Origin of the sequence: Halomonas sp. DP3Y7-2, from assembly GCF_019800795.1 — a bacterium.
GTDB lineage: Bacteria > Pseudomonadota > Gammaproteobacteria > Pseudomonadales > Halomonadaceae > Halomonas > Halomonas litopenaei_A.
Window position 1 is genome coordinate 495,224 of the sequence record NZ_JAHVKJ010000010.1, and the last position, 24,311, is coordinate 519,534.

Consider the following 24,311-nt stretch of genomic DNA (forward strand, 5'->3'; position numbering starts at 1 on the left):
CCTCTCAGTTCTCCTTCAGCTCCAGGTCCGGCACGTCATGCTTAAACATGCGGGTCAGGTAAAGCAGGTAGGCAAAGCCCACCGCCACCCAGGTCAAGCCCACCTGGAAGGTATGCCCTGAAAGGCTCGACCATAGCCAGATGGTCAACAGGAAGCCGACGCTGGGCATCACGCCGTAACGCAGCAGGTTCTTGGGTTGCAGCAGGTGCTCGTCGACCAGGTAGTGCTTGATCACCGACAGGTTGACGAAGGAGAACGCCACCAGCGCACCGAAGCTGATCATGGTGGCGGCGAGTTCAAGGCTGATGACCAGCGCCATCATCGAGATTCCACCGACGATCAGGGTAGAACCTAGCGGCGTGCCGTAGCGCTGGCTGACCTTGCCGAACACCTTGGGCAGCACCTTGTCTCGTCCCATGGCGAACAGGATGCGCGAGACGCTGGCCTGGGCCGCCATGGCCGAGGCAAAGCAGCCAGCGACATAGGCGGCGGTGAAGAAGGTCACCAGGAAGCTGCCGCCGGCGCGGCGCATCACGTCGACGGCGGCCGAGTCGACACTGCCGAAGCTCTGGTAGTCCGGGAAGACCAGATGGCCCACATAGGAGGCGAGGATGAACAGGCCGCCACCGATCAGCGTGCACAGCATGATGGCGCGCGGAATATCGCGCTTGGGCTCACGAGTTTCTTCACACAGTGTCGATACCGCATCGAAGCCGAGGAAGGACAGGCACAGGATGGCGGCGCCGCCAATCACGCTGGCCCACTGGAGGCTTTCGCTGTGGAAGGGGGCCAGCAGCGAGGGGGTCTCGCCGCTGCCGATCACCTTCAGCGATATGGCGATGAAGGTCGCCAGAAACACGAACTGGAAGACGATAATGATCAGGTTCATCTTGGCCACCAGCTTGATGCCGAGGATGTTCAGCGCTGTGACGGCCACGATGGCACCCAGCACCCAGACATGCTGGTCGACCGCCGGGAAGTATTCCTTCATGTAGATGCCGATGACCAGGTAATTGATCATCGGCAGAAAGATGTAGTCGAGCAGCAGTGCCCAGCCGACCATGAAGCCGACGCGTCCGCCGAAGGAGCGGCGCGTGTAGGTATAGGCAGAGCCAGCGGTAGGATAGTGCTCGACCATCTTGCCGTAGCTATAGGCGGTGAAGAACATGGCCGCCAGGGTGACGATGTAGGCCATGGGTACATGGCCCGCGGTCATGTCGGTGACCACGCCGTAGGTCGTAAAGACCGTCAGTGGGACCATGTAGGCCAGGCCAAAGAAGACCAGGGCGGGCAGGCCGAGAATGCGCTTGAGCCCACTGTCCTGGCCGTCATGGGCTTCGGGAAGGCTGGAGGAGCGTTGCTGTGTCATAAGCCGGATCCTGTTGTCATTGCTGTTGTGGGGCTTGGGCTTGTACGTGTGCTGCTGCTTGGGAGTGTGATCGTGACGGTGTCGATGTTCCGGAGTAGAGGCGCAGGAAGTCGAGTCGCCGGTCCTTGACGCACACTCGCAGTGCCATTGGCCTGGGTCATATGGGACCAGAGCGCATAGGACCAGAGCGCACTGAACCAGAGCGCATAGAACCAGAGCGCATAGAACCAGAACGATAGAGCTCGGCGCGGTTTGGCGTGTAGGTGAGGGCATCCTTGGGTGTTCTGGCGACACCGGTCCGTGTGGAGGTTGACGTTGTCAGTGGCAACCGACTGACGATGCATGTCACTGTTCTGTCATCATTCACATAGTATGCAGAATGCTTTGCGAGGCGCCGCCGGAGGCGCGCGGAAGTCGTTAGCGTTGCGCCCCGGCGTACAGGACAGGGTCGAATGTCCTCCGCGTCCTCTTTCCTGAAGGCTTCCTCACGTCTCTGCCTTGGGCTGTCGCGCTATGCGGCATCGAAGCCTTTCAGCACGTTCACCGCGTTGATGCCAATTTCCTCCACGGCATAGCCGCCTTCCATGACGAACAGGGTCGGCAGGCCCAGGCGCTTGATACGCGCGCCAATCTCCAGATAATCCTCGCTCTTCAGGGTAAAGGAGCTGATCGGGTCGTTTTCGAAGGTGTCCACGCCAAGGGCGATGATCAGCACCTCGGGGGAAAAGTGGCGGACCTTGCCGGAGGCATCCTCCAGCGCCTGCAGCCAGCTGGGGAAGTCGGTGCCGCTAGGCAGCGGGTAATTGACGTTGAAGCCGGTGCCTTCGCCGCGCCCCGTTTCGTTGGCAAAGCCGAGGAAATAGGGGAACTCGTCCATGGGATCCCCATGCAGCGACAGCGTCAGCACGTCGCTGCGCTCATAGAAGATGTCCTGCGTGCCGTTGCCATGGTGAAAGTCGATATCGAGAATGGCCACGCGCTCACATCCGCGATGGCGAGCCTGCTGCGCGGCAACCGCCACGTTATTGATAAAGCAGTAGCCACCGTACTGGTCGCGGGCGGCATGGTGACCGGGAGGACGACACAGCGCGAAGGCTGGCTCGCCGTGGGCAAGCACATGGTCCAGTGCGGTCAGGGCAATGTCCTTGCTCAGCAGTGCCGCTTCGAAGGTCTCCGCGGTCAACGAGGTCTCGCCGGCCAGCGCATAGTAGCCCAGGCGCCCTTCGATATGGCGAGGAATGGGGCCGCCTGGCATTCGCCGAGTGGGCCATATGTTGGGGATGGCTTCTCCTTCGTAGCCGGCCGCCTGCCAATCGCGCCAGGCGACTTCCAGGAAGTCGATGTATCCCTTGTCATGAATGGCCAGTACCGGCTCGAGCCCATGGCTGTCTGGCGGCCTGATCTCGCCCAGCTGTTCGGCCCTGGCCCGGTCGATGATGTAGTCCACTCGTTCAGGACACTCGAAGGGGGCAACGAGCTGCCCGGCAAACAGCTCCGTCCTGGTGCGACGGTGGCGAGTAGCGTCACTGTGGATGATCAGCATGGGGTTCTCCTGTCGGAACTACTCGATCAACGAGGCAAAGGTATCGTTGAGTCGAGCGAGAGCGGGGCTTACCAAGGGAAGATGGCGCTGTCTGGCCAGCAATGCCTCCTCGGCGGCGTAGGTCAGAGTAATGCCTTTGGCGCCGAGCCAGCGCAGCGGCTCTGGCTCCCAGCGCTTGAGCAGCGAGGTTAATGCGCCGTCACAGACCCAAGGTGCCCTGGTACGTGGCGTATCCAGCTTGAGTATCCGCTCCGCCAGCGAGCGGGCCATCAGGTGGCTGGCGGCCACGCCTTCACCGGCATAGCCCCCCAGGGTGGCGATGCCCTCGCGACGATCCATGATGGCGTGGGGGCGAAAACTACGCGAGAGGCCGAGGGTTCCCCCCCAGCCGTGGCTGATGGTCACCTCGCCAAGATCAGGAAACAGCGACTGCAGCAGTGCCTTGCGCATGGCAATGTCAGCGCTGCTGATGGCGGTCTGATGGCGTGGCAGTGCCTTGTAGGAATAGTGCCCCCGGGCGCCGAAGATCAGTCGGCCGTCGCGGCTGCGGTGACCGTAGTTGATCAGGCGGCTGGCGTCGGCGAAGGTGGGGCGATCATGCAGTCCGATGGCTTCCCACTGGGCCGCGCTGAGCGGCTCGGTGGCAATCACCAGGCTGGACACCGGCACCAGGTGGGGGCGCAGCTGTGGCAGTGTGTTGTAGCCTTCGGTGGCCACTACCGTCATCGCCGCGGTCACGCTGCCGCGGGATGTGGTCACACGGCCACCGTCAATCTGGTCCACCGGGCTGTGCTCGTGAAGCGTCACGCCCATGTCGGTCAGGCGCTGTGCCAGTCCACGCAGCAGCTTGCCGGGGTGAAGGCTGGCGACCTGGCGGTGAAAGAGGGCGCCAAAGGGCCGCTGGAAGCGCGCCTTGGTCTCGAGTTCCTCCGCCGTCAGCCACTGACAGTCCTCGGCCCGATGGCCGAGTGCCAGCATGTGCTCGCGGTAGTCCCGTTGCAGCGCCTCCTGAGCGGGGTAACGGGCAGCCACATAGAGCGCGCCGCCCTTGTGGAAGTCGGCATCTATCCCTTCCTGGGTGAGGGTCGCGCCGATGGCATCGACATTGTCGGCCAGCAGGTCGCACAGGGCCTGTCTCTGCTCGGTGGAGTGTCCCGTCAGATGGCGTCCCAGTCCGGCCAGGCTGCCGATGGCCCAGCCGCCATTGCGGCCCGAGGCTCCGTGCCCCACATGGCGGGCTTCCAGCACGCGAATATCCATGTCCGGGGACAGCGTCTTGAGGTAGTAGGCCGTCCATAGCCCGCTGAAGCCTCCCCCGATGATCACTACGTCGGCCTTGGCATGGGGCTCGAGCGGTGGGTGATGTGGCGCCCCCTCAAGAGCGCCGGACCAGAAACTGGTGGGAGATGGTGTCGTCACATGAACCCCAGTGCCAGATAGAGAAGGCCGGCCAGCATGCCCGCCAGTGCGGCGTAGGGCAACTGGGTGAAGGCATGCTGGAAGGGCGTGCAGCCACTCGCCTGAGCGGTCAGTACCGTGGCATCCGAGTAGAAGCAGGCGTGGCTGCCGAAGGTACTGGCTGACAGGGTGGCCCCGATCACCAGCGTCATGTCAGCGCCTAGGTTATGCCCGAGCGTCGTGACGATGGGCAGGATGATGACGAACACCCCCCAGTTGGACCCCGTGGCAAACGACACGAAACCCATCAGCGCAAAGATGACAAAGGGCAGAATCTGGGCGTTGATCAGTGGCTCGACCGTGGTGATGATGTATTCATTCAAGCCAAGCGTGGTGTTGACGTCATTGAACATGAAGGCGGCAACCAGCACCGCCAGGGCATCCAGCATCGACTTGAAGCCCTCCAGGATATTGTCGAAGGTTTCCCCTGGTGACAGCTTCTTGAGGCCGATGAAGGCGACAATCATGCCGGCCAGGGTGACGAAGATGCCCATCAGGAAGTCGAGGTCGAAGTACCAGGTAAAGAACGCCAGGGAAGCCATCGGCAGCAGGAACATCCAGATGCTGCTGCGAGTCTGGTGCTTGGCTTCCAGGTGCCCGATCTCGTCATCGATGTGCTCAGCCCCAGGCGGCACGCACAGGCCCTCATTCTGGGCGCGCAGCTCGGCCTTCTTCATCGGGCCAAACAGGGGAATCTTGCCATAGGCGACCAGCGGCACCATGGCCACGGCAATCCACGGATAGAACATGAAGGGAATCGCTTGGATGTACTCCCATACGCCCTGTCCGTCCGGGGCCAGGCCGTTCTTCTCGATCAACGCACCAAAGAACACTGCCCAGGTCGAGATGGGGATCAGCACGCTGACCGGGGCGGCGGTGGAGTCGATGACATAGGCCAGCATTTCGCGAGATGTCTTGAAGCGGTCCGTCACCTGACGCATCGAGGTACCGACGGCCAGGGAGTTGAGGTAGTCGTCAACGAACAGCACGATACCCATGAACCAGCAGCCCAGCAGCGCCCTCGGCTTATTGGTGATGAAGCGCAGCAGGCTGTGGGCGAAGGAGCGGGAGGCCCCGGACTTCAGCAGCAGCGCGATGATCGACCCCATCAGGCCGCACACCGCGATGACCCAGGCTACGTCCTCGTCGGTAAGTACCGTCAACAGGCTGTCTGCCAGGGTAGACAGTGCACCGGTCGGCTGAATCAGCAGAGCGCCGACGAAGGCGCCTGCCACCAGCGGTTCCAGGGCCCGCCGACTCCATAGCGCGAGCAGCAGAACAACGACGGTGGGCAGCAGGACGAGCCAGCCGTCAGCGGGAAACAGATCTTGCATGGGGAGCCTCCTGGGCATTCATTGTTGTTGGTTCAGGAGCGTGGCGTCATGGCATCGTTGTTATGTGGGGTAGGTCTTGGGGCTTGGGTCTTAGCTCTTAGCGAAGTCTCTCGCGTAGCTGGTAGTACCACATGCCGGCCGCCAGCAGGCCATTGCCGATACGCTCGCTGACCGGAATACGCCAGTGGCGCATATTGGCAAACAGATCGAATTCTTCGAGCTGGCCGCTGACCGCTGCTGCCATGATGTTGCCGACGATGTGCGAGGTGGCGATGCCGTGGCCAGAGTAGCCCTGGGCATAGAACACATTGGGAGACAGTCTTCCCAGCTGGGGAATGCGGTTGATGACGATGCCGGCCTGGCCTTGCCACTGGTAGTCGAGTGCTACCCCGGCGAGCTGCGGGAAGGTGTGTTCGAGGCGCGGCCGTAACTCTGCCCCGATGTCCTGGCTTGCCTTGCCGGAATAGTTGGCACCGCCGCCGAACAGTAGACGACCGTCGGCGGTCAGGCGGTAATAGTCGAGCACAAAGCGGGTGTCATAGACGGCCAGGTCCTGAGGATTGATGGCCTGGCGCTGTTCGGCACTAAGCGGCGCCGTCGTGACGATGCCCAGCGACGCGGGAAACAGCTTGCCCTTGAGCGCTTTGCGCTCGAGGCGGTGGTAGGCATTGCCGGCGAGCACCACGCTGGCGGCATGGACACGTCCGCGATCGGTGATCACGCAAGGGGTATCGCCGTGCACAATGTCGGTCACCTGGGAGCCCTCGAACAGCAGCCCACCCAGGGATTCGATGGCCCGCGCCTCGCCCAGGCACAGGTTGAGAGGATGCAGGTGCATGTTGTAGTCGTTGCGCACGGCGCCGTGATAGAGCGTCGTACCAACGAGCTGACGTGTCTGCTGTGCATCCAGCAGCGACAGGTGCTGGGCAATGTCGTGGCCCTGTGAAGCGTCCACGTCACGCTTCAGCTCGTCCAGATGGCTTGGCTGATAGGCCGCATGCAGGTGGCCGAATTTAAGGTCGCAATCAATGCCATAGCGTTCGACGCGTTGGCGCAGGATGCGATGACCGCGCCAGCGTAGATCCCACACGAAGGCTTCGGCCTGCTCACGCCCAAGGGGGCCGCTGAGTTGCTTGAGCATGGCGTCCTGGCCGGAGAGACTGCCAGTGACCTGGCCGCCGTTGCGACCGGTGGCGCCCCAGCCGATCTTGTTGGCTTCGATCACTGCGACCCGGTAGCCGCGCTCCGCCAGTTCCAATGCCGTGTTGATGCCGGTAAAACCGCCGCCGATGATCGCTACATCAACGCTATGCTCCCCCTCCACGACAGGGTAGTGGGTTTCCTGATGGAGGGTTGCCGAGTAGTAGGATGCGCAGCGCGGTTGTGCCATGGGGCCTCCGGGGACGTCACGGTGTCATTGTTAGTGTGATCACATGGTGTGATCACACTAGCAGCAAGCTCCACAGCGCACAAGCAAGAGGCGTGTGCATCACGCCTTCCTTCTCCTCTGTTGCTACTGGCTCATGACGCTTCGCCAGATCTCTGCGCGGCCTACCGTTGGTGGTGGGTCTTCCTCCTGGGCCAGGCGGTGGTAGGCGGGCGGGCTCGGTTAGGCTAGGCTGGACGACGATAGCTGTGCGGCCGCCACTTCGCCGCCATTACGACCGAGGAGCGCCATGAATCAGGCTCGGCCTGCAACACCGACAACGGCAGACATCGTTACCGGGCCCAGCCCTGTAGCCGCGGCGGCGCCTGCGTTTCAGCCGGACACGGCCTCGATGCGCATCCATCAGGATTTGCGTCGTCGACTGTGCGAGGGGGAGTTTGGTCCCGGCGATGTCCTGTCGATACGTGGGGTTGCGGCCTGCTATGACACCAGTGCCATGCCCGCCCGTGAGGCCGTGCGCTGGTTGGTCAGCGAAGGTGCGCTGCAATTCGTCGACAGTCGCAAGATCATCGTTCCCTACCTCAGTCGCGAGCGCTTTGTTGAAGTGCTGTTCGCTCGCCGCAGTCTCGAGAGCGAGCTTGCCCGCCAGGCGTTTCCGTCTATCGAGAGCTGCCACATGGAGGCGCTGGAAGCGCTGGATGACAGCATCAATCGCGCCATTGAGGCGGGTGATCTGCGGCGCTACATGCGGGGTAACCACGCCTTTCACTTCTTGATCTATCGGCTCAGTGGATCTGCGGTACTGCTGCCGTTGGTCGAGCAGCTATGGCAGCAGTACGGACCGAGCATGGGCTTCATCTGTACCCGCTGGGGCGGCTCGGGTATCGCCGATGACCACCATCGCGAGATGACTCAGGCCCTGCGCGAGGGCGATAGTGAGGCATTCTGCCAGGCGCTGACGGCGGATATCGAGCAAGGCATGCAGCTGCTGGATGATGATGCGTTCAGCCAGCCCCCACCGTCCGTGGGCTTGAGCGGATAGAACGACACGGGACGCTGGCGCCAGGCAGGACGCCATGTGCCCGTCCCGCGCCGGCGGCGCGGCAACTCCCAATGACCCGCAGCAGGGGAGCAAGACCATGTTCAGTGATGTTCAGGGGCCCTACGTCAGTGAGCCCCAGATGTTGCCAGGCTTTGGCGAGAAGAGCGGCATTTTCAAGGTATTGGCGGCCAGTCCCCAGTGGCTTGGACGGTCTGGTCTGGCAGAAGATAGCCAGGCCAACCAGGTGGATCATGGTGGAGAGGATCGCGCGCTTTGCCACTATGCCGCCGATCATCACCAGCACTGGTGCGAGCGATTTCCCGCGGCCCGTGAGATGTTCCGGCCAGGGGTGCTTGGTGAAAACATCTCAAGCCAAGGCGCCGACGAAAGGCAGGTCAGAATTGGCGATATCTATCGCATCGGGGATGCCCTGGTGGAGGTGTCACAGCCGCGCCAGCCATGTGCCAAGGTGGATGCTCGCACCGGTCAGCCGGGTCTGGCGCGAGCGTTCATGCAGGAAGCCCGTATGGGATGGCTTTACCGGGTGCTGGAAGAAGGCTGGGTACCGGCCCAGCCACAGATTCATGTGGTCGAGCGGGGCCCGCAGGCGTGGACGGTGGCGTCCTGCTGGCGCGTGCTGGAAGACCGTCGAGCGGCGCTGGAGGTGATGGCTGAACTACGCCAGGTAGAGGCGCTGGCACAGCACTGGAAAGATCAGCTGACGCGGCGAATGGATTACTGGCGCGGGCGTGGCTAGGGGTAATGCTGCTAGGATCATTGCTGTCGTGACGTGCGATGCCTGTTGATGCATGGTACGTCGCTAGGGTCAATGCTGTGATGTTCGTCACGTCCCAACGACAAGGCCCTGCCGAGGAGGCAGGGCCTTGTCGTATTCAGAGCATGTCCTTAGCTGTCGTTGTCGCTCAGCTCTTCTGCCAGGGCGACCTCCGAGCCTGGCTTGGCGGTCTCGAGGGCTGCCAGGGTGGGGCCGGTTTCCTGCTGGAAGGCGGCCAGGGCCTGCCCGGACAGGCTCTGGTTCTCCGGCAGCGCCACGCGCATGGCGTCAACCTGGTTGTTGCTGACCATGACTTCATAATGCAGGTGAGGGCCGGTGCTGCGTCCGGTGTTGCCCGACAGCGCAATGCGCTCTCCCATGGTGACGCGCTGGCCGGTGCTGACCAGCGGGCGCGACAGGTGCAGGTAGCGCGTCTTGTAGCCATTGTCGTGACGAATCACGATGTAGCGACCAGCGGCGGGGTGGTTACCGACCTTTTCGACGCGACCATTGGCGGGAGCTTCGACGCTGGTGCCGATCGGCATCGCGAAGTCGGTGCCCTTGTGCGGGCTGATGCGCCCTGTCACCGGGTGGTGGCGACGCAGGTTGAAGTTGGAGCTGATGCGATAGCTGCCCGAGAAGGGGTAGCGATTGAAGGCCGGATCGAGGCTCTGGCCCTCAGGCGTATAGAAATTGTTGTCTTCGGGGTTGCGCACCAGGGTCAGATCCATGCGCTCGCCGGAGTAGGAAACCGCCAGGACGCGGGGGTCGAGGCGCTGCCCATCGATGATGTCGGATTCCACCAGCACCCTGAAGCCATCCCCACGACGCGTGTCGCGGCGAAAGTCGAGCTTCTTCTCGAGTACCCGTGCCATTTCGGCGACTTCGGCGCGGCTGAGGCCGGCGGCTTCGGCAGAGCGTGCAAAGCTGCCGCTGACGGTGCCCGCGTAGAGGCGCTGGGAGGACTCTCCCGCGCGCTCGATCGTGGCAACGTCAAACCCGTCAGCCTCGCGCTCAATCAGGTAGCCGTCGCGCACGTTCTTCATGATGCGCAGAGCCTGCAGGCGACCATCTTCATCGAGCTGGTATTCAAAGGTATTGCCGACCCGCCAGCGGGTCAGGACATTCTGGTCGGGCAGGTCTTCCAGCAGCGCCATGACCTCGCTGTAGCCCAGGCCCAGCGTCTTTTCAGCCATTTCTGCAAAGGTATCGCCCTGGCGCACGCGGTAGGTCTGCCAGGTCGGCACGAACGGTTCGTTGGCCGCAATTTCCTCTTCCAGCACGATCGGGCCTTCATCGAACAGCTCCAGCTCGTCTTCGCTCACGTCTTCGTAAGAGGTGGCGTCGCTGGCGACATCGAGTGACTGCTGTTCCAGCATCCCGCTGGCGACGGTGCCCAGCACCACCGCGATATGCAGTGAGCCTTCGTCGAGCTTGAAGGCCGGTGCCTGCTCGGGGCCTTCCAAAGCAACTGGCGCCGCGGTTGATGAAGCTGCGGCGCCAGAGAGCGAGCGGGTGGACTGTAAGGACAGCGGCGGTAGCCCCGACGATGAACGCATGGCGTTTTCAAACTTGACGTCAGCGTGGGCAGTATCGACGAAGTCGATGTCGACGATTTCTGTCGCCTTGAGCTGTGAAATCGGGATGTGCTGGCTGGTGGCGTCGAGTGCGAGGTCGATGGCTTCGGCGACAGGTGTTCGCTCGAAGTCCAGTGACGGCAGCCCTGGGGTGGCGCTGCTGTCGAGGGGAACCAGGACAGACTCCAGCGACTGGTTGTCGCGCTGGACATCTTCGTAGGTGGTGACGATCTTGTGGGCGCCCAGCACTGTGACCATGGTGGCAACGGGTAAAAGCAGCAGCTTGTGCGTGCGGGGCAGCGAATGAAGGATTCGCATCATGGATAAAAGGCCATAAAAAAGTGATGAAGGTAAATATATATAGGCTATCGCACCATACCCCATGGAAGGCGCTATCGCTAGACTGTATGGCCATACAGGAAGGGCGCTTAGGCTGGGTCTTACTGTGCCCAGAAGCGCTTATAGGAGGAAAAGCAGCGGCCGCATTTTTCTCGAACGCTGTTTATTAACTGCTGTCTATTGGACCCTTGCTACAGAAACTTTGCAACCCCCCGTAAAGTCGTAGTTCTTTATGCCGTGCCGGGCGTGATGGTCTTCTTCATACCTCAAGCCATCGAAACGGCGGAGAAGAGCGCTTGATGGTACCAGCCGTTGCCATACTGGCGGCCAATGTCGGGTGTCCAAAGTTGACTGAGTTGTAGGAGGGTTTCGCTGGCGACCGAGAAAGCGAACGTTGGTGATCCATGTCAAAAAGTCATGGCGGCTGGCATGCTTTGTACCAACGACGAAACATAAGGTGCCAGGATGTCCCGTGTGACGCTTGCTCAATGGCAGATGCTCGCCGCCGTTGTTGACCACGGCGGTTTTGCGCGCGCAGCTGACGCCATTCACAAGAGCCCATCAACGCTGAACCACGCCGTACACAAACTGGAAGAACAGCTCGGTGTGAAGGTGCTCGAACCGGTGGGGAGGCAAGTCAGACTGACCGAGGAGGGCGCGCTGCTGCTACGCCGCGCCCGGCAGCTGCTGGAAGGGTCGGATGCCTTGGCTGACATAGCAGCGCGACTGCGGGAGGGACTCGAAGCGGAAGTGGTCCTGAGCATCGATCAGATCTATCCCTCAGAGGCGCTGGCGCGCGCCATGGAGGCGTTTTCCGACGCCTTTCCTCAGGTCAGGCTGCAGTTGCATGAGTCGGTACTCAACGGTGGCGTTGAGATGTTGCAGGATGGACGGGCCGATCTGCTGGTCTCTGGCCTGCCTGCACCCGGCTACCTGGGGGAGCCGCTGGTCAGCGTGCCGTTTATCGCGGTGGCCCACCCCGACCATCCCTTGCATCGGCTGGACAGGTTGCTGGACCTGCGCGATCTGGAACATCACCGTCAGGTGGTCGTGCGGGACTCCTCCCAGCGTGCCGCGCGAGATTCGGGCTGGCTCAAGGCCGAGCAGCGGTGGACCGTGAGTCACATCGCCACGTCTCTGGAGATGCTCGAACACGGCTTGGGCTTCGCCTGGTTGCCCGAGACTCGTATTCGCCGGCAGCTGGATAGCGGCAGGCTAAAGGCCCTGCCGCTGCAGGCGGGGGGCGTGCGAGATGTTCCCATTCAGCTGTTCCATCGAGATGCGGATCGTGCAGGGCCTGCCACCAGAGCCATGGCAGAGCATCTACGGCGGGCGGTTCGCCGCTGTGATGGGGCGTCCGATACGCACGGTCATTCGAAAAAATCGGACGATTCGCCGTAAAAGCTGCGCTTGTCGTCGACGCAGTGCGTCGTAAGCTGCTGCCATGTGACACGATATCGAGGAGAGATGGCGATGGGCTTGCTGGTCAATGGCGTGTGGCGGGATCAGTGGTATGACACCGACAGCACCGGGGGCGAGTTTGTGCGGGAGTCGGCCAAGTTGCGGGACTGGGTGACCGCCGATGGTAGCCAGGGTCCACAGGGCGTCCCGGGGGTGCCGGCTGAGGCGGATCGATACCATCTGTACGTTTCGCTGGCCTGTCCCTGGGCGCACCGTACCTTGATCATGCGACAACTCAAGGGGTTGAGGTCACTCATTGGTGTGTCGTACACCAGCCCGCTGATGCTCGAGAATGGCTGGAGCTACAACGAGGCGGAGGGATCCAGCGGTGACTCGGTCAATGGCGTGAGCTTTCACCATCAGCTTTACACCCTGACCGACCCACACTACACCGGTCGAGTCACCGTGCCCGCGTTGTGGGACAAGCAGCAGGGCAGAATCATCAACAATGAGTCGGCAGAGCTGGTGCGGATGTTCAACGGCGCCTTTGATGCGCTGACCGGCAACCGCAACGATCTCTATCCCGAGTTCTTGCGCGACACCATCGACGAGATCAACGCCGACGTCTATGAAAACGTCAACAATGGCGTCTACAAGGCGGGATTTGCCACCGATCAAGCGGTCTACGAACGCCAGGTCTCGGCGCTGTTTGCCTGCCTGGACCGGCTGGAATCACGCTTGGCCAATCATCGCTACCTGGCGGGCGCCTGGTTGACCGAGGCCGATATTCGCCTGTTTACCACCCTGGTTCGGTTTGACGCGGTCTACCATGGCCACTTCAAATGCAATCTCTATCGCATCGAGGACTATCCGAACCTGAGTCACTACCTGCGTGAGCTCTACCAGTGGCCGGGCATCGCCGACACGGTCAACATGGAGCACATTCAGCGCCACTACTATATGAGCCACGTCACCATCAATCCCAATCGCATCGTGCCGAAGGGACCGGCCCTGACGCTGGATCGCCAGCATGACAGGGCACGGCTAAAGGGCGAAGGCATCCACCAGCGCGGATAGTCCTGCTCAAGCGCCGCCTGCTAGGGCCTGGCGTGACGTGCCAGCCAGCGGTCCAGCGCGTTGGCGAATTCGCGCCGGTCGGTGTCCGAGTACCCCTTGGGGCCTCCAGTGTGCTCGCCACTGGCGCGCAGGGTTTCCATGAAGTCCCGCATCTGGACCCTTGCCTTGATGTTATTGCGATCCAGCGTCTCACCACGGTTGGTCATGACCATGGCACCCTTGTCGAGCGCCTCCAGGGCCAGGGGAAGATCAGCCGTGATCAACAGATCGCCTGGCGCAATGCGGCTGACAATTTCGTTGTCGGCCGCATCGAAGCCGTGGCTGACCGCCATGGCCTTGACCCACTTGGAGGGCGGTAGCGGGATTTGGTGGTTGGCCACGAACCAGGCCCGGGTAGCCGTGCGTTCGGCCGCGCGCACGATGATGTCGCGAGCGACTCTGGGGCAGGCGTCGGCGTCGACCCATAGGTGGGGCATCGATGTCTCCGAAACGGGGAATTGGGTGAATGGCTCACAAAAGATGTGGCAAGAACCATTCGCCGATGGTAGCATGCGCGCTCCTCGCATGTGTTGACCCCACCATCATGACGCAGCGACCTCCGATATCCACGGATATCGCGAGCACACAGATGCTGCAACGCGCCAAGCGCGTTCGAATTGTGAAGATGGAGCACTCGACGTCGATTCCGACGGCCGCGGTGCAAACGGTCGCCACGATGGTTCTTGAACGGACGACGTGTCCGTTGCTTGAGCCGATGCCAGGTGCGACCGGCGTCCCAGACTCCGAATGCTGACAACTGACATGTTGACCTTGCTCTGCGTTGCGTAGAGCGACGTCGTTCTGTTCGCCCCGAAATTGGGCGTGTCAGGGACGCCAACCACGTTTTTTTGCCGGTAACCCCGGCCTACCAAGGTGTGATTCATGACCTCGACGACTGTCGCTTCACCGTCTTTCGGTGATCTGGCCCTGCTGCCTGCCGTTCTCTCCGCCATCGAGACCCTGGGCTATGAGACTCCCTCGCCCATTCAGGCGCAGACCATTCCAGCCCTGCTGGAAGGCCGCGACATGCTGGGCCAGGCCCAGACCGGCACCGGCAAGACCGCTGCCTTCGCTCTTCCCTTGCTCTCGCGCCTCGAGATGGATCGTCGTGAGCCTCAGGTACTGGTACTGGCGCCAACCCGCGAGCTGGCCCAGCAGGTAGCGGTGTCGTTCAGCAAGTACGGCCAGAACCTGAAGGGACTGGAAGTGGCAACGCTGTGTGGCGGTCAGGAATATCGCGAGCAGCTCAGCGCACTGCGCCGTGGTGCTCAGGTCGTCGTCGGCACGCCTGGCCGTGTGATTGACCACCTGGACCGTGGCAGCCTCAAGCTGTCTGGTCTCAGCGCCCTGGTGCTGGACGAAGCCGACGAAATGCTGCGCATGGGCTTCATCGACGACGTCAAGCGTGTCGTTGCCGACACCCCTGAAGATGCCCAGCGCGTGTTCTTCTCGGCGACCCTGCCCAGCGAGATCGAGCGCATCGTCAACCGCTACCTGGTGGATCCGGTCAAGGTCACCATCGAAGCGCGTACCACCACCGCGGAAAGCATCGAGCAGCGCCTGGTGCGCGTCGATGGCGGCGCCAAGCTGGAAGCACTGTCGCGTATCCTCGAGGTCGAGCCGGTCGACGCCGCCATTGTGTTTGTGCGTACCCGTGCCGCCTGTACCACTCTGATGGAGCAGCTGTCTGCCCGTGGCGTCAACGTCGCCAGCCTGTCCGGTGATCTGGATCAGAGCCTGCGCGAGCGGACCATCACGCGCCTCAAGCGTGCCAAGGTCGATGTGCTGATCGCCACAGACGTGGCCGCGCGTGGTCTCGACGTGCCGCGTATCACCCACGTCATCAACTACGATCTGCCCCAGGATGCCGAAGCCTACACGCACCGTATCGGTCGTACTGGCCGTGCGGGTCGTGACGGTGTCGCCATCACCTTTGCCGGCTTCCGTGAAGGCCGCAAGGTGGGCTGGCTGGAGCAGGCCACCGGCCAGAAGATGCTGGCCATGGAGCTGCCCGACGAGGCCGCTATCCGCGCCCATCGTGACAACGTCTTCCACCAGCGCGTGATTGCCGCCGTCACCAAGGGTGCCGAAGAGCAGCGTGCGCTGGTCGAGCGTCTGGTCGAGGAAGGCTATGACCCGATCGATCTGGCTTGCGCCTTCTCGGCTCTGGCCCGTGCTGATGAGGCACCGATCGGTCGCCTGCAGGCTCCGCGCAAGGAGCGCAATGATCGCGCCCCACGCGATGGCAAGCCGCCGCGTCGCCGCGAGAGCCGCGGACCCAGCGAAGGCATGACCCGCTACCGCGTGTCCGTCGGTCACAAGGACGGCGTCAAGCCGGGTCAGCTGGTCGGAGCCCTGGCCAACGAAGGCGGTATCGAAGGTGCCCGCATCGGTCGCATCGATATTCGCAACGGCTTCTCCACGGTTGAGCTGCCCAACGGCCTGCCGGCCAGCATCCTGGCCAAGATGGCGCGTGCTCGCGTCGCCGGTCGACCGCTGGAAATCAGTGAAGATCGCGGTGGTGATCGTGGTGGAGACCGTAATGGAGACCGTAATGGAGAGCGCAGCGGTGACCGCGCCCCGCGTCGTCGTCGCGATGACGATGCGCCGGTACGCCGTCAGTCCCGCGCCTGAGCACCTGCGGCCACCGCCAGATGGCCGCAGGTAGCGGTCGCAACGTCAGTGCTCGGCTGATGCCGCAGCGACAGCCATCTGACGCGATCTAGACAGAAGTCATGTCGACAACGCAAGAAGGCCGGTGGATATCCACCGGCCTTCTTGCGTTCGGAGACGATGTTGTCGCAGTGCATTCGGCTCGCGACCCTGGCAGGGCCCACGGGGCGACGGCTGGGGGTCACATCGGCGGCTAGTCGCTGATCACCATCTTCAGCGCAAAGGCGTCCAGCAGGCTGCTGGCCTCTGGTGTATCGCGCAGCCCCTGGTGCAAGGCGTCAGGATCTTCCCCCTGGTCGGCGAGCACCTCTCGTTGGTGGGCCAGGTAAGCGGCGGTCACGGCGGGGGTGAACTCCGGGTGAAATTGCACGCTGTACTGGCGCGGACCATGACGCAGGGCTTGATAGGGGTCGTGGTCGTTGGCGGCCAGTATCATGGACTGCGGCGGCCGCGTCAGGGCGCTCTGAGCATGGGTCAGCTGGGCGTTGAAGCGCTCGGGCAGGCTGGCGAACAGCGGATCCTTGCGTCCCTCGTCGGTCAGCGTCAGCAGCCGGGTGCCGCATTCACGACCAGACGGGTGATAGCCGGCCACGCCGCCAAAGGCATCTGCCATCAGCTGATGGCCGTAGCAGACCCCGAACAGCGGCAGGTTCGCCTGCCAAGCACGACGTAGCCAGGGTTTGAGCGCCTCGCTCCAAGGTGCCTGGTCGGAGACCATGGCGTGGGACCCGGTCACGATAACACCGTCCTGGTCAGAGACCGCCGGCAGCGAGGCGTGGCGCACGTCGATGACCTCGATGATGCCGCCCTGTTGGCGAAAGCCTTGCAGGCGAGCGATGAACAGATCCTCGAAATCACCGTGGTGCTGGACCACGTCACTAAAGCTGTCCCCGGTCTTGAAGATGGCAAGACGAGCCGGCCCTGAGCGCGATGTCTGGCTCATGGCTGGCGCTTCCTCAGGCGTTGGCCAAGAGCGCTCATGAAGTCGCTGCCAGCCTCCAGCTGGGGGCGTTCAATGTACTCGTCCGGCTGATGGGCCTGGCTGATGCTGCCGGGGCCGCAAATGACGGTGGGCAGTCCGGCCAGCTGAAATTGACCGGCCTCGGTGGCGTAGGCCACGGCGGCGCCGTCAGGGCTGTCGCCCAGCAGTTCGCGGCATAGGGTCAGGGCCTCGCGATTGTCGCGGTCGGCCAGGGCAGGCACGGTCGTATTGAGGCGCTCGGTGGTGATGGACGCCTCGGGAGCGCGTGCCTGCATGGCGCTCTCCAGGGTGCGGGCGGTGGCCTCGACACGGGCCAGCAGTTCCTCCGCGTCGTCGGTGGGCAGGTGGCGTATTTCCCACTCGAAGGTGCAGCGGCGGGCCATGATGTTGATGGCGGTACCACCCTCAATCTTGCCGACGTGCAGGCTGGAGTGGATCACGCTGAACGCTTCATCCACACGTCCTTCTTCCTTCAGCTCTGCCATCACGTCTTCGATGCGCGTGACCAGACGAGCGGCCACGTGAATGGCCGAAACGCCTTGATACACCTGGCTGGAGTGAGCCTCGCGTCCGATCACGGTCGTGCGGAAGTTGGTGGCTCCCTTGTGTGCCACCACCGGTGACATCAGGGTCGGCTCACCCACCACGACCGCCGCGGGGCGGGGGTGTTCGGCCATCAGTCTTTCGATCATGCGCGGTGCGCCAACGCAGCCGACTTCTTCGTCGTAGGACAGGGCCAGCCAGATCGGCACCTCAAGTTCGAGCTGGCTCCAGCGCGGTACTTCGGCCAATGCGCAGGCAATGAAAGCCTTCATGTCGCAGGTGCCGCGACCATACAGGCGCTCGCTGTTGGCGCCTTCACCCGCGGTCAGGGTGAAGGGATCGGTAGACCAGGGCTGGCCGGTGACCGGCACCACGTCGGTATGGCCCGACAGCACGACCCCACCTGGGACGGCTGGACCGATGCGTGCCAGCAGGTTGGCGCGGGAGCCGTCGTCGCTTGAGACCCGCCAGTGCTCCACCCCGTGCTGGTCGAGCCATTGCTCGACGAAGGTGATCAGTTCGAGGTTGGACTGTCGAGACACGGTGGCAAAGCCGACCAGGGTCTTGAGCAGGTCGTAAGCGGTCATGGGGGCTCCAGGGGCGGGTGTGGTGAAGGCGCCAATGTATCATGGGCGGTGTGCTGGCCCCAGCATGCGGACGCCTTCCTGTCGTGGTGGATGTCTCGGCTCCCGGCAGCATAGGGAGCTAGTCAGTGAGCACAACGCGACTCTCCCCATTGCCGCCAGGCATCACCTGGATCTGCACGGGAATGCGTTCATGCATCTCCTGGACGTGGGAGATGACACCCACTCGACGGCCCTGAGCCTGCAGCCCATCGAGTGCGTCCATGGCCAGGGCCAGGGACTGTGGGTCGAGGCTGCCGAAGCCTTCATCGATGAACAGTGACTCGATGGCAAGCTCCCCCGAGGCCAGGGAAGCCAGCCCAAGAGCCATGGCCAGCGAGACCAGGAAGGTTTCCCCACCGGACAGGGAGTGCACCGAGCGTCGCTCGTCCGCCACGTCGCGATCGATGACCAGCAGCCCCAGCGGGCTGCCTCCTCGCACCAGTCGGTAGCGACGGCTGAGGCCGGCCAGGTGTGCGTTGGCCTCGTCGATCAGACGCTCCAGGTTCCAGGCCTGGGCGATGCGGCGAAAGGTCTTGCCGTCGGCGGCGCCGATCAGCTCGCTGATCCGGCCCCAGCGGTGGAATTCGGCGCGGGCGGCCTCGAGCGCTTCCAGTCCATCGCGCTGACGCTGGCGGCGGCGATCATCGTCATGCAGGCGGTGCAGGGCGGCGTCCCGGGTCTGCTGGGCGTTGGCGACTCGCGGCTGGCATTCGCGTTGACGGGACGCCAGATCCTCGCGGCGTTGTGCCAGGCGGTGCTCGGTGTCGGTGTCGAGCAGGGTGTCCGGATCCTGGTCAGGCAGATGACGCTGGCGCCAGCCGCGCCAAGCTCGGCGTCGCTCCTCAAGGCTGGTGCGGGCGGTCTGCAGCGCATCGCGCGCGCTGTCGATCCGGCGGCGCAGCCCTTCGATGTCGGCGTCGCTGCGCTCGAGGAGTTGCGCCAGTCGCTCGTCGTTCAGCTCCGGCTGCTGGCTACGCCAGCTGGCGAGGTGCTGATCCAGTGCCGCCTTGTCATCCTCGATCTGGCGAAGGGTGTGGCGCTGATGGGTGAGCTGCTGATTGAGGCTGATGACCTTGCGTTGCCGCTCCTCCACCGCCTGGCGAGCCTGCTCGTAGTGTTCGCGGCTTCGTTGGACGTGTGCCTCGAGGCGTTGCTGCCAGGCGTCGACGCTGGTGTCATCGCCCAATAGGGTCGACAGCTCCGCCTGATGGCGCTCAACCGCCTGACTCAGTGTTGGGCGACGTTCATCGAGTCGCTGGATCTCTTCGGCAACGTCGGCCATCCGCGCTGCCACTGTCTTGAGGTCGGTTTCTGTTCTGGCGATGGTCTCCGCCAGGGGGGCCAGCGTGCGCTCGGCCTGTTCAACAGCCGCAAGACGTGTCTTGGCTGCTTGATGACGTTGCTGCTGGCGCTGGGTTTGCTGCGTCAGCCAGTCCTCCACGTCCTTGGCGGAGTGCTGCAGTGCGTGCAGGCTCGCGTCGAACAGCGGGTGGGCCTCAAGCTGGGTCGATGCCTGGTCGCCATGCGGGGCCAGCTCCGCCAGTTGGGTCTCCAGTTGTGACACCCGCTCGTCGAGGGTCCGGTAGCTTCCGAGCAGCGTATCGCGTCGCTGGCGACAGTCGCTCAGCTGCTCTTCCGATGCCGCCAGCTGGCGATTCTCCTCGGCGATGGTGGCTTCGAGCTGGGCGCCCTCGGCACTGGCCGGGGGGGAGTCACGCCATGGATGTTGAAGACTGCCACAGACCGGGCAGGGATGATCCGGCGCCAGCGTGGCGCGCAGTGCATCCACCTTGTCGCTGCGTACGGCACGCAGCCTTTCGATGCTGCGGCTGAGCGACTCGTGAGCCTGGGTGGCGGCATCCAGGTCTTGCCGTGCGGCCTTGCCCTCTTCCAGCAATTGGTCGCGCTGTCGTCTGGCCTGCTCATGTTCGGCAGTCACTTGGCGCTGCTGATCATCGAGTTGCTTGGCCCTTTGCCAGCGTTGGCGCAGCTCTCCGAGATCCAGCAGGCGTTGCCCCGCATCCTCAAGGCTCTGCTGGGCCTCGGTTCTGGCGTCGGCCACCCGTTGGTCGGGGCCCAGGTAGTGCGCCAGGGTTTCGGTGGCGCTGTCCCGTTGCTGGCGCTGCTGCTGCAGCGCGCTGTCGGCTGCCTCACGTTGCTGACGAAGCTCGGCGTGCTGTTGACGACGACGCCTCAGCTCCTGCTCGAGGGCCTCATGCTCTCGCTGGTGGCCGTGAAGTTCGCTGGCTATCTGGTGCGCCTGCTGGATGCGAGGACGCGCTGCGTCGCGCTCCCGTTCGGCAGTGGACAGCGAAGACTTGGCGGCCGTCTGCTGTTGTTCGTGCTGCTGCTGATCGTCGAGGGTGGTCGCCCGGCTGTGCTCGAGCTGTTCGAGGGTGTGGCGGGCATCGGGCAGCTGCCGAGCCAGCTGGTGTTGACGCTGGAACTGGCTGCGCTGCGGGGCCAGACGCTCGAGCCACTCAAGCTCGCGGCGCTGTGCATCCAGCTCAGCCCAGGACTGCTCTGCCTGGTCCAGAGCCTGGCGGGCTTCAGCGTGGCGTTCTCGATACTGGACGTCTTCGGTCAACCAGCTGGCTTCCTGCTCGAGCTGGCGCAGTGCCTGCAGCTGCTCGGCGAGCGCGGCTTCGGCCGAGCTCAACTCGGCCTCCATGGCCTGTCGCTGATCGCTGTCGCTGGGAGTGTCCTCATCCAGCAGCGCTTGCTGCCGCGCCACGGCGTCCCGCGCTTCCTTGGCACGCTGGTAGGCCGCCATCGAGATTAGCGAGTATTCAGCGGTGTCGGTCAGCTTTTCCAGCAGGTCCGAGCGGGCGTTGTCATCGGCCTTGAGGAAGGCCGCAAACTCGCTCTGGGCCAGCAGCACCGCACGGGTGAACTGGTCAAAGTTCAGCCCGAGCCGGTCTGGCAGCAACTCTGCAAACTCGCGCTTCTGGGCGGTCAAAAGACGCTCGTCCTCCAGGTCCTGCAGCGACTGCTCGACGGCCTGGAGCTTGCCGGTGGCCTTGTCCCGGGCGCGGCGGACGGCCCAGCGAGCCCGGTAGCGGCGACCGTCGCGGCCAATGAAATCGACTTCGGCGTAGCCGCTGGCGGCACCGCGGCGCAGCAGGCTGCGAGGGTCCGAAGTCAGAATGCGCGAGCCGTCCTGGTCATCCAGGTGGGAGTCTCGGCTCGGCGCACCGCGCAGGCGTGGCGTATTGCCGAACAAGGCCAGGCACAGTGCATCCAGCAGGGTGCTCTTGCCGGAGCCGGTCGGGCCGGTAATGGCGAACAGGCCGGCCTCGGCCAGCGGGGGCTGGCTGAAATCCAGCTCTAGCGGGCCCGGCAGTGAGGCCAGCTGGGCGAGTCGCAGGGCAAGAATCTTCACGTTGATGCTCCTTGGCGGCTGGCGCTTTCGGACGCATCGTCATCCTGAACCTGCTGACATAGTCCGTCGAAGTCCGCCAGGACGTCCTGCTCCGGCTCTTCTCCCCAGGCCTCGCGCCAGGTGCGCGTGAACAGCTCCCGTGGCCCGATGTCCTCCAGTCGCTCGCCGCGTTGGGGGGCTTGCTCGGCGCTGCTGGGCAGCTCGCGCTTGAGACGCAGCAGGCGCACGGCCTTGGTCGCCAGTGCCTGCTCGACGCGCGAGCGTAGCTCCGGCATTGGCGCCTCGAGACGCACATTGATCTCCAGCCAGTCCCAGCGCTCGGTGGGACCGGACCCTTGGCGCTCGGGCAGATCGTCGATGGCCTGCAACAGCTCATCCAGGGACGCCGGTCCAAGGCGTCGCATGGTCACGGCGCGTGGCACGGCCAGGGGCTCGACCTTGGCAAGCGTGCCGTTGTCCAGGCTCAGCAAGAGCACCTGATGGGGGTAGTCGACCTCACTGAAGTCCAGTGGCAGCGGGCTGCCGCTGTAGCGTATGCGCTCCTCGCCCACACGTTGGGCGCGGTGAAGATGGCCCAGGGCAACGTAGTCGATATCATTGGGAAACAGCGATGCAGACAAGGACTCCTCTCCGCCGATCACGATAGGCCTCTCGCTAGCCTCCGAGACGGCGGCGCCGCGCAGGTGGGCGTGACTCATGGCGATCAGCGCCTGACCGTCGGTGCGCTTGCGGCGGGCCGCCTCGATCAGCTCACGGTGAACCCGCTCGACGCTGCTGACGTAGTCATCGTGGCGATCGCTGTGGTGGTCGCTGGTGCGTCGGCGACCGGTGATTTCCGCCGGCCTGAGGAAGGGCAGGGCGAGGCACCAGGCGCCCACCTCGCCACGGGCATCGGTCAACGGCACCAGCAAGCGCTCGCTATCAATGTGGCCGTCGTCGATGAACTCGACCCGTCCCAGCGCGTAGGTCCGCAGGTGGCGCATCAACGGCGCTGGCAGCTCGATACGGCTACCGCTGTCATGATTGCCGGCGATCAGCACCAGGGTGAGCGCTGGGCAACGCTGATGAAGTTCGACGATGAAGTCGTACAGCATCTCCTGGGCACGCAATGAGGGGTTGACGACATCGAAGACATCGCCGGCCACCAGTAGGGCATCGGCAGCGTGATCCTCGGCGACCTGAATCAGCCAGTCGAGGAACGCCTTGTGTTCTTCATGGCGCTCCTGGCCGTGGAAGCTCTGGCCTAGATGCCAGTCCGCAGTGTGGATGATGCGCATCCGTCCTCCCTGATGGATCGTTGGGCCGAGCAGTCCCGCGGCTTGTCGTTGCCCGTGGCGGAGGCATAGTCTACCGCGAGCAGATGGCGACATCAGCCACCCATGGTCATCGACAAGGAGGCGCTATGACCAAGCTGCATTGCGCGCCCCGCCCGGCGCTGCACGACTGGGCACTGGCACCGAGGGAAGCCATCGCGCTGCAACGTTCGTTGGCCCAGCGGCTCGAGCGTGAGGACCGGATCGCTGACGTCGAGCATATTGCCGGTGTCGACATTGGCTTCGAGGAGGGGCAAACGACGACCCGCGCCGCGGTGGTCGTGCTGGCCTGGCCATCGCTTGAGGTGGTCGAGCAGGTCGTCGCCAGGGAGCCGACGCGCATGCCTTACATTCCGGGGCTGTTGTCCTTCCGCGAGATTCCGGCAGCGCTGGCGGCCTTCGACAAGGTACAGCATCGTGTCGACCTGGTGATGGTGGATGGACACGGTATCGCCCATCCGAGGCGCTTGGGCATTGCCGCTCACCTCGGTCTGTGGCTGGACCTGCCGACACTGGGGGTGGCGAAGAAGCGCCTGACAGGACGTCATGGTGATGTGCCCGAGGCTCGAGGTGAGTCCTGTGACCTGCTTGACGGGGACGAGCGCATCGGTGTCGTGCTACGCTCTCGCGCCGGCGTCAAGCCGGTGTTCGTATCCCCTGGGCATCGGTTGACGGTAGATACCGCCGCTGCCTGGGCGGTGGCCTGCCTTGGCCGCTACAAGCTTCCTGAGCCGACCCGGCTAGCCGACAGGCTAGCGTCAAGGCGCTGAACCGGCCTTGCTACTGAACCTGCGAGAACCGCCCATGTCCGACACTGCTCTGTCACCAAGCCTTGCCGCTACCGCGACCTGGGTCGAGGAATTCGTGGTCCGACTGAACGTCTGCCCGTTCGCCGGTCGCGAGCTCGCGCGGGACACCATTCGCTATGTCGAGGTGGACGGGCGCGCCCTCGAGCCGGCGCTGATGGCCCTGATGGACGCCTGCCACCAGCTGGAGGTGGCGCCAGAGGTGGAGACCAGCCTGCTGGTGTTCAGCCACGGGCTTGCCGACTTCGATGACTACCTGGACGCCCTCGCCATGGCCGAGGCGCTGCTGGTCGATCAGGGCTACGAAGGGGTCTTCCAGCTGGCGAGCTTTCACCCGGACTACGTGTTCGACGGGGTCGAGGACGATGACCCGGCCAACTTCACCAATCGCTCGCCGTGGCCGGTGTGGCACCTGCTGCGAGAAGAGGGGCTGGAGCGGGCGCTGGCCCACTATCCCGACCCCGAGGCGATTCCTGAGCGCAATATCGAAAAGCTCAGGGAGATCGGCAGCGCGGCGCTGGCGCGTCAGCTTGAGGAGCTGCGCCAGCGCTTCTGCTGAGCCATATACATTAGGAAAGTGCTGAGTAAATGTAGCGAGCGATGGCAGGTCGGCTACTGCCGGAACGGAGAGACCGGAGTTTACGT

Annotated in this window: 18 protein-coding genes; 7 read left to right on the forward strand and 11 right to left on the reverse strand. The window is 63.7% G+C overall.

The features are described from left to right. Positions 1-4: 4 nt before the first annotated feature. From KUV45_RS14605 to KUV45_RS14625, 5 genes are all read right to left on the reverse strand, one after another. Positions 5-1,369 carry an APC family permease gene (locus KUV45_RS14605; RefSeq protein WP_222161956.1) on the reverse strand — a complete coding sequence of 455 codons (1,365 nt, stop codon included), beginning with the start codon at positions 1,367-1,369 and terminating at the stop codon, positions 5-7. Positions 1,370-1,880: 511 nt separating this feature from the next. Beyond that, positions 1,881-2,912 carry a histone deacetylase family protein gene (locus KUV45_RS14610; protein WP_222161957.1) on the reverse strand — a complete coding sequence of 344 codons (1,032 nt, stop codon included), beginning with the start codon at positions 2,910-2,912 and terminating at the stop codon, positions 1,881-1,883. Positions 2,913-2,930: 18 nt separating this feature from the next. Continuing rightward, positions 2,931-4,331 carry an FAD-binding oxidoreductase gene (locus tag KUV45_RS14615; RefSeq protein WP_222161958.1) on the reverse strand — a complete coding sequence of 467 codons (1,401 nt, stop codon included), beginning with the start codon at positions 4,329-4,331 and terminating at the stop codon, positions 2,931-2,933. Then, positions 4,328-5,704 carry a Na+/H+ antiporter NhaC family protein gene (locus tag KUV45_RS14620; protein ID WP_206942894.1) on the reverse strand — a complete coding sequence of 459 codons (1,377 nt, stop codon included), beginning with the start codon at positions 5,702-5,704 and terminating at the stop codon, positions 4,328-4,330. The genes KUV45_RS14615 and KUV45_RS14620 overlap by 4 nt, the downstream gene beginning before the upstream one ends. A gap of 97 nt (positions 5,705-5,801) precedes the next feature. Next, complete coding sequence (locus tag KUV45_RS14625) at positions 5,802-7,094, reverse strand: FAD-binding oxidoreductase (protein ID WP_222161959.1); 1,293 nt, start codon at positions 7,092-7,094, stop codon at positions 5,802-5,804. Between the two features lie 286 nt (positions 7,095-7,380). Between KUV45_RS14625 and KUV45_RS14630 the strand changes: the two genes are divergently transcribed. After that, positions 7,381-8,133 (forward strand): GntR family transcriptional regulator, encoded by a 753-nt coding sequence (locus KUV45_RS14630; protein WP_222161960.1) that lies wholly within the window; start codon positions 7,381-7,383, stop codon positions 8,131-8,133. Between the two features lie 97 nt (positions 8,134-8,230). Continuing rightward, positions 8,231-8,890, forward strand: a complete 660-nt coding sequence (locus tag KUV45_RS14635; RefSeq protein WP_222161961.1) for an MOSC domain-containing protein — start codon at positions 8,231-8,233, stop codon at positions 8,888-8,890. A 149-nt stretch (positions 8,891-9,039) separates the two neighbouring features. On the opposite strand, the gene KUV45_RS14640 is transcribed toward KUV45_RS14635, so the two are convergent. Next, a complete protein-coding gene (locus KUV45_RS14640; protein ID WP_222161962.1) occupies positions 9,040-10,806 on the reverse strand; it encodes a peptidoglycan DD-metalloendopeptidase family protein in 1,767 nt (588 codons plus the stop codon). A gap of 483 nt (positions 10,807-11,289) precedes the next feature. Here KUV45_RS14640 and KUV45_RS14645 point away from each other — a divergent pair, with 483 nt between their 5' ends. Then, complete coding sequence (locus KUV45_RS14645; RefSeq protein WP_222161963.1) at positions 11,290-12,225, forward strand: LysR family transcriptional regulator; 936 nt, start codon at positions 11,290-11,292, stop codon at positions 12,223-12,225. A 72-nt stretch (positions 12,226-12,297) separates the two neighbouring features. Beyond that, entirely contained in the window at positions 12,298-13,302 is a 1,005-nt protein-coding gene (locus tag KUV45_RS14650; protein WP_222161964.1) for a glutathione S-transferase family protein, read from the forward strand. 20 nt (positions 13,303-13,322) lie between these two features. Here KUV45_RS14650 and KUV45_RS14655 read toward each other — a convergent pair whose 3' ends face one another. Further along, positions 13,323-13,778, reverse strand: coding sequence for a YaiI/YqxD family protein (locus KUV45_RS14655; RefSeq protein WP_222161965.1), 456 nt, complete (start codon positions 13,776-13,778; stop codon positions 13,323-13,325). A 445-nt stretch (positions 13,779-14,223) separates the two neighbouring features. On the opposite strand from KUV45_RS14655, the gene KUV45_RS14660 reads away from it, so the two are divergent. Beyond that, on the forward strand, positions 14,224-15,975 hold the full coding sequence (locus KUV45_RS14660; RefSeq protein ID WP_222161966.1) for a DEAD/DEAH box helicase: 1,752 nt from the start codon (positions 14,224-14,226) through the stop codon (positions 15,973-15,975). A 232-nt stretch (positions 15,976-16,207) separates the two neighbouring features. Here KUV45_RS14660 and KUV45_RS14665 read toward each other — a convergent pair whose 3' ends face one another. The 4 genes from KUV45_RS14665 to KUV45_RS14680 all read right to left on the reverse strand — a co-directional run bounded on the left by KUV45_RS14665 (position 16,208) and on the right by KUV45_RS14680 (position 22,824). Continuing rightward, positions 16,208-16,957 carry a glutamine amidotransferase gene (locus KUV45_RS14665; protein WP_206942878.1) on the reverse strand — a complete coding sequence of 250 codons (750 nt, stop codon included), beginning with the start codon at positions 16,955-16,957 and terminating at the stop codon, positions 16,208-16,210. Beyond that, the gene (argE, locus tag KUV45_RS14670; RefSeq protein ID WP_222161967.1) at positions 16,954-18,126 is read right to left on the reverse strand and encodes an acetylornithine deacetylase; all 1,173 of its coding nucleotides are present in this window, start codon (positions 18,124-18,126) and stop codon (positions 16,954-16,956) included. Before argE ends, KUV45_RS14665 begins: the two co-directional genes overlap by 4 nt. A 118-nt stretch (positions 18,127-18,244) precedes the next feature. Beyond that, the gene (locus KUV45_RS14675) at positions 18,245-21,547 is read right to left on the reverse strand and encodes an AAA family ATPase (protein WP_222161968.1); all 3,303 of its coding nucleotides are present in this window, start codon (positions 21,545-21,547) and stop codon (positions 18,245-18,247) included. Beyond that, a complete protein-coding gene (locus KUV45_RS14680; RefSeq protein WP_222161969.1) occupies positions 21,544-22,824 on the reverse strand; it encodes an exonuclease SbcCD subunit D C-terminal domain-containing protein in 1,281 nt (426 codons plus the stop codon). Before KUV45_RS14680 ends, KUV45_RS14675 begins: the two co-directional genes overlap by 4 nt. Positions 22,825-22,949: 125 nt before the next feature. Between KUV45_RS14680 and nfi the strand changes: the two genes are divergently transcribed. Together nfi and KUV45_RS14690 are read left to right on the forward strand one after the other, a co-directional pair. Next, positions 22,950-23,630, forward strand: coding sequence for a deoxyribonuclease V (gene nfi, locus KUV45_RS14685; protein ID WP_222161970.1), 681 nt, complete (start codon positions 22,950-22,952; stop codon positions 23,628-23,630). Between the two features lie 34 nt (positions 23,631-23,664). Beyond that, positions 23,665-24,225: a DUF1415 domain-containing protein gene (locus tag KUV45_RS14690; protein ID WP_222161971.1), complete on the forward strand. Its 561-nt coding sequence runs from the start codon at positions 23,665-23,667 to the stop codon at positions 24,223-24,225. Positions 24,226-24,311: the final 86 nt, after the last annotated feature.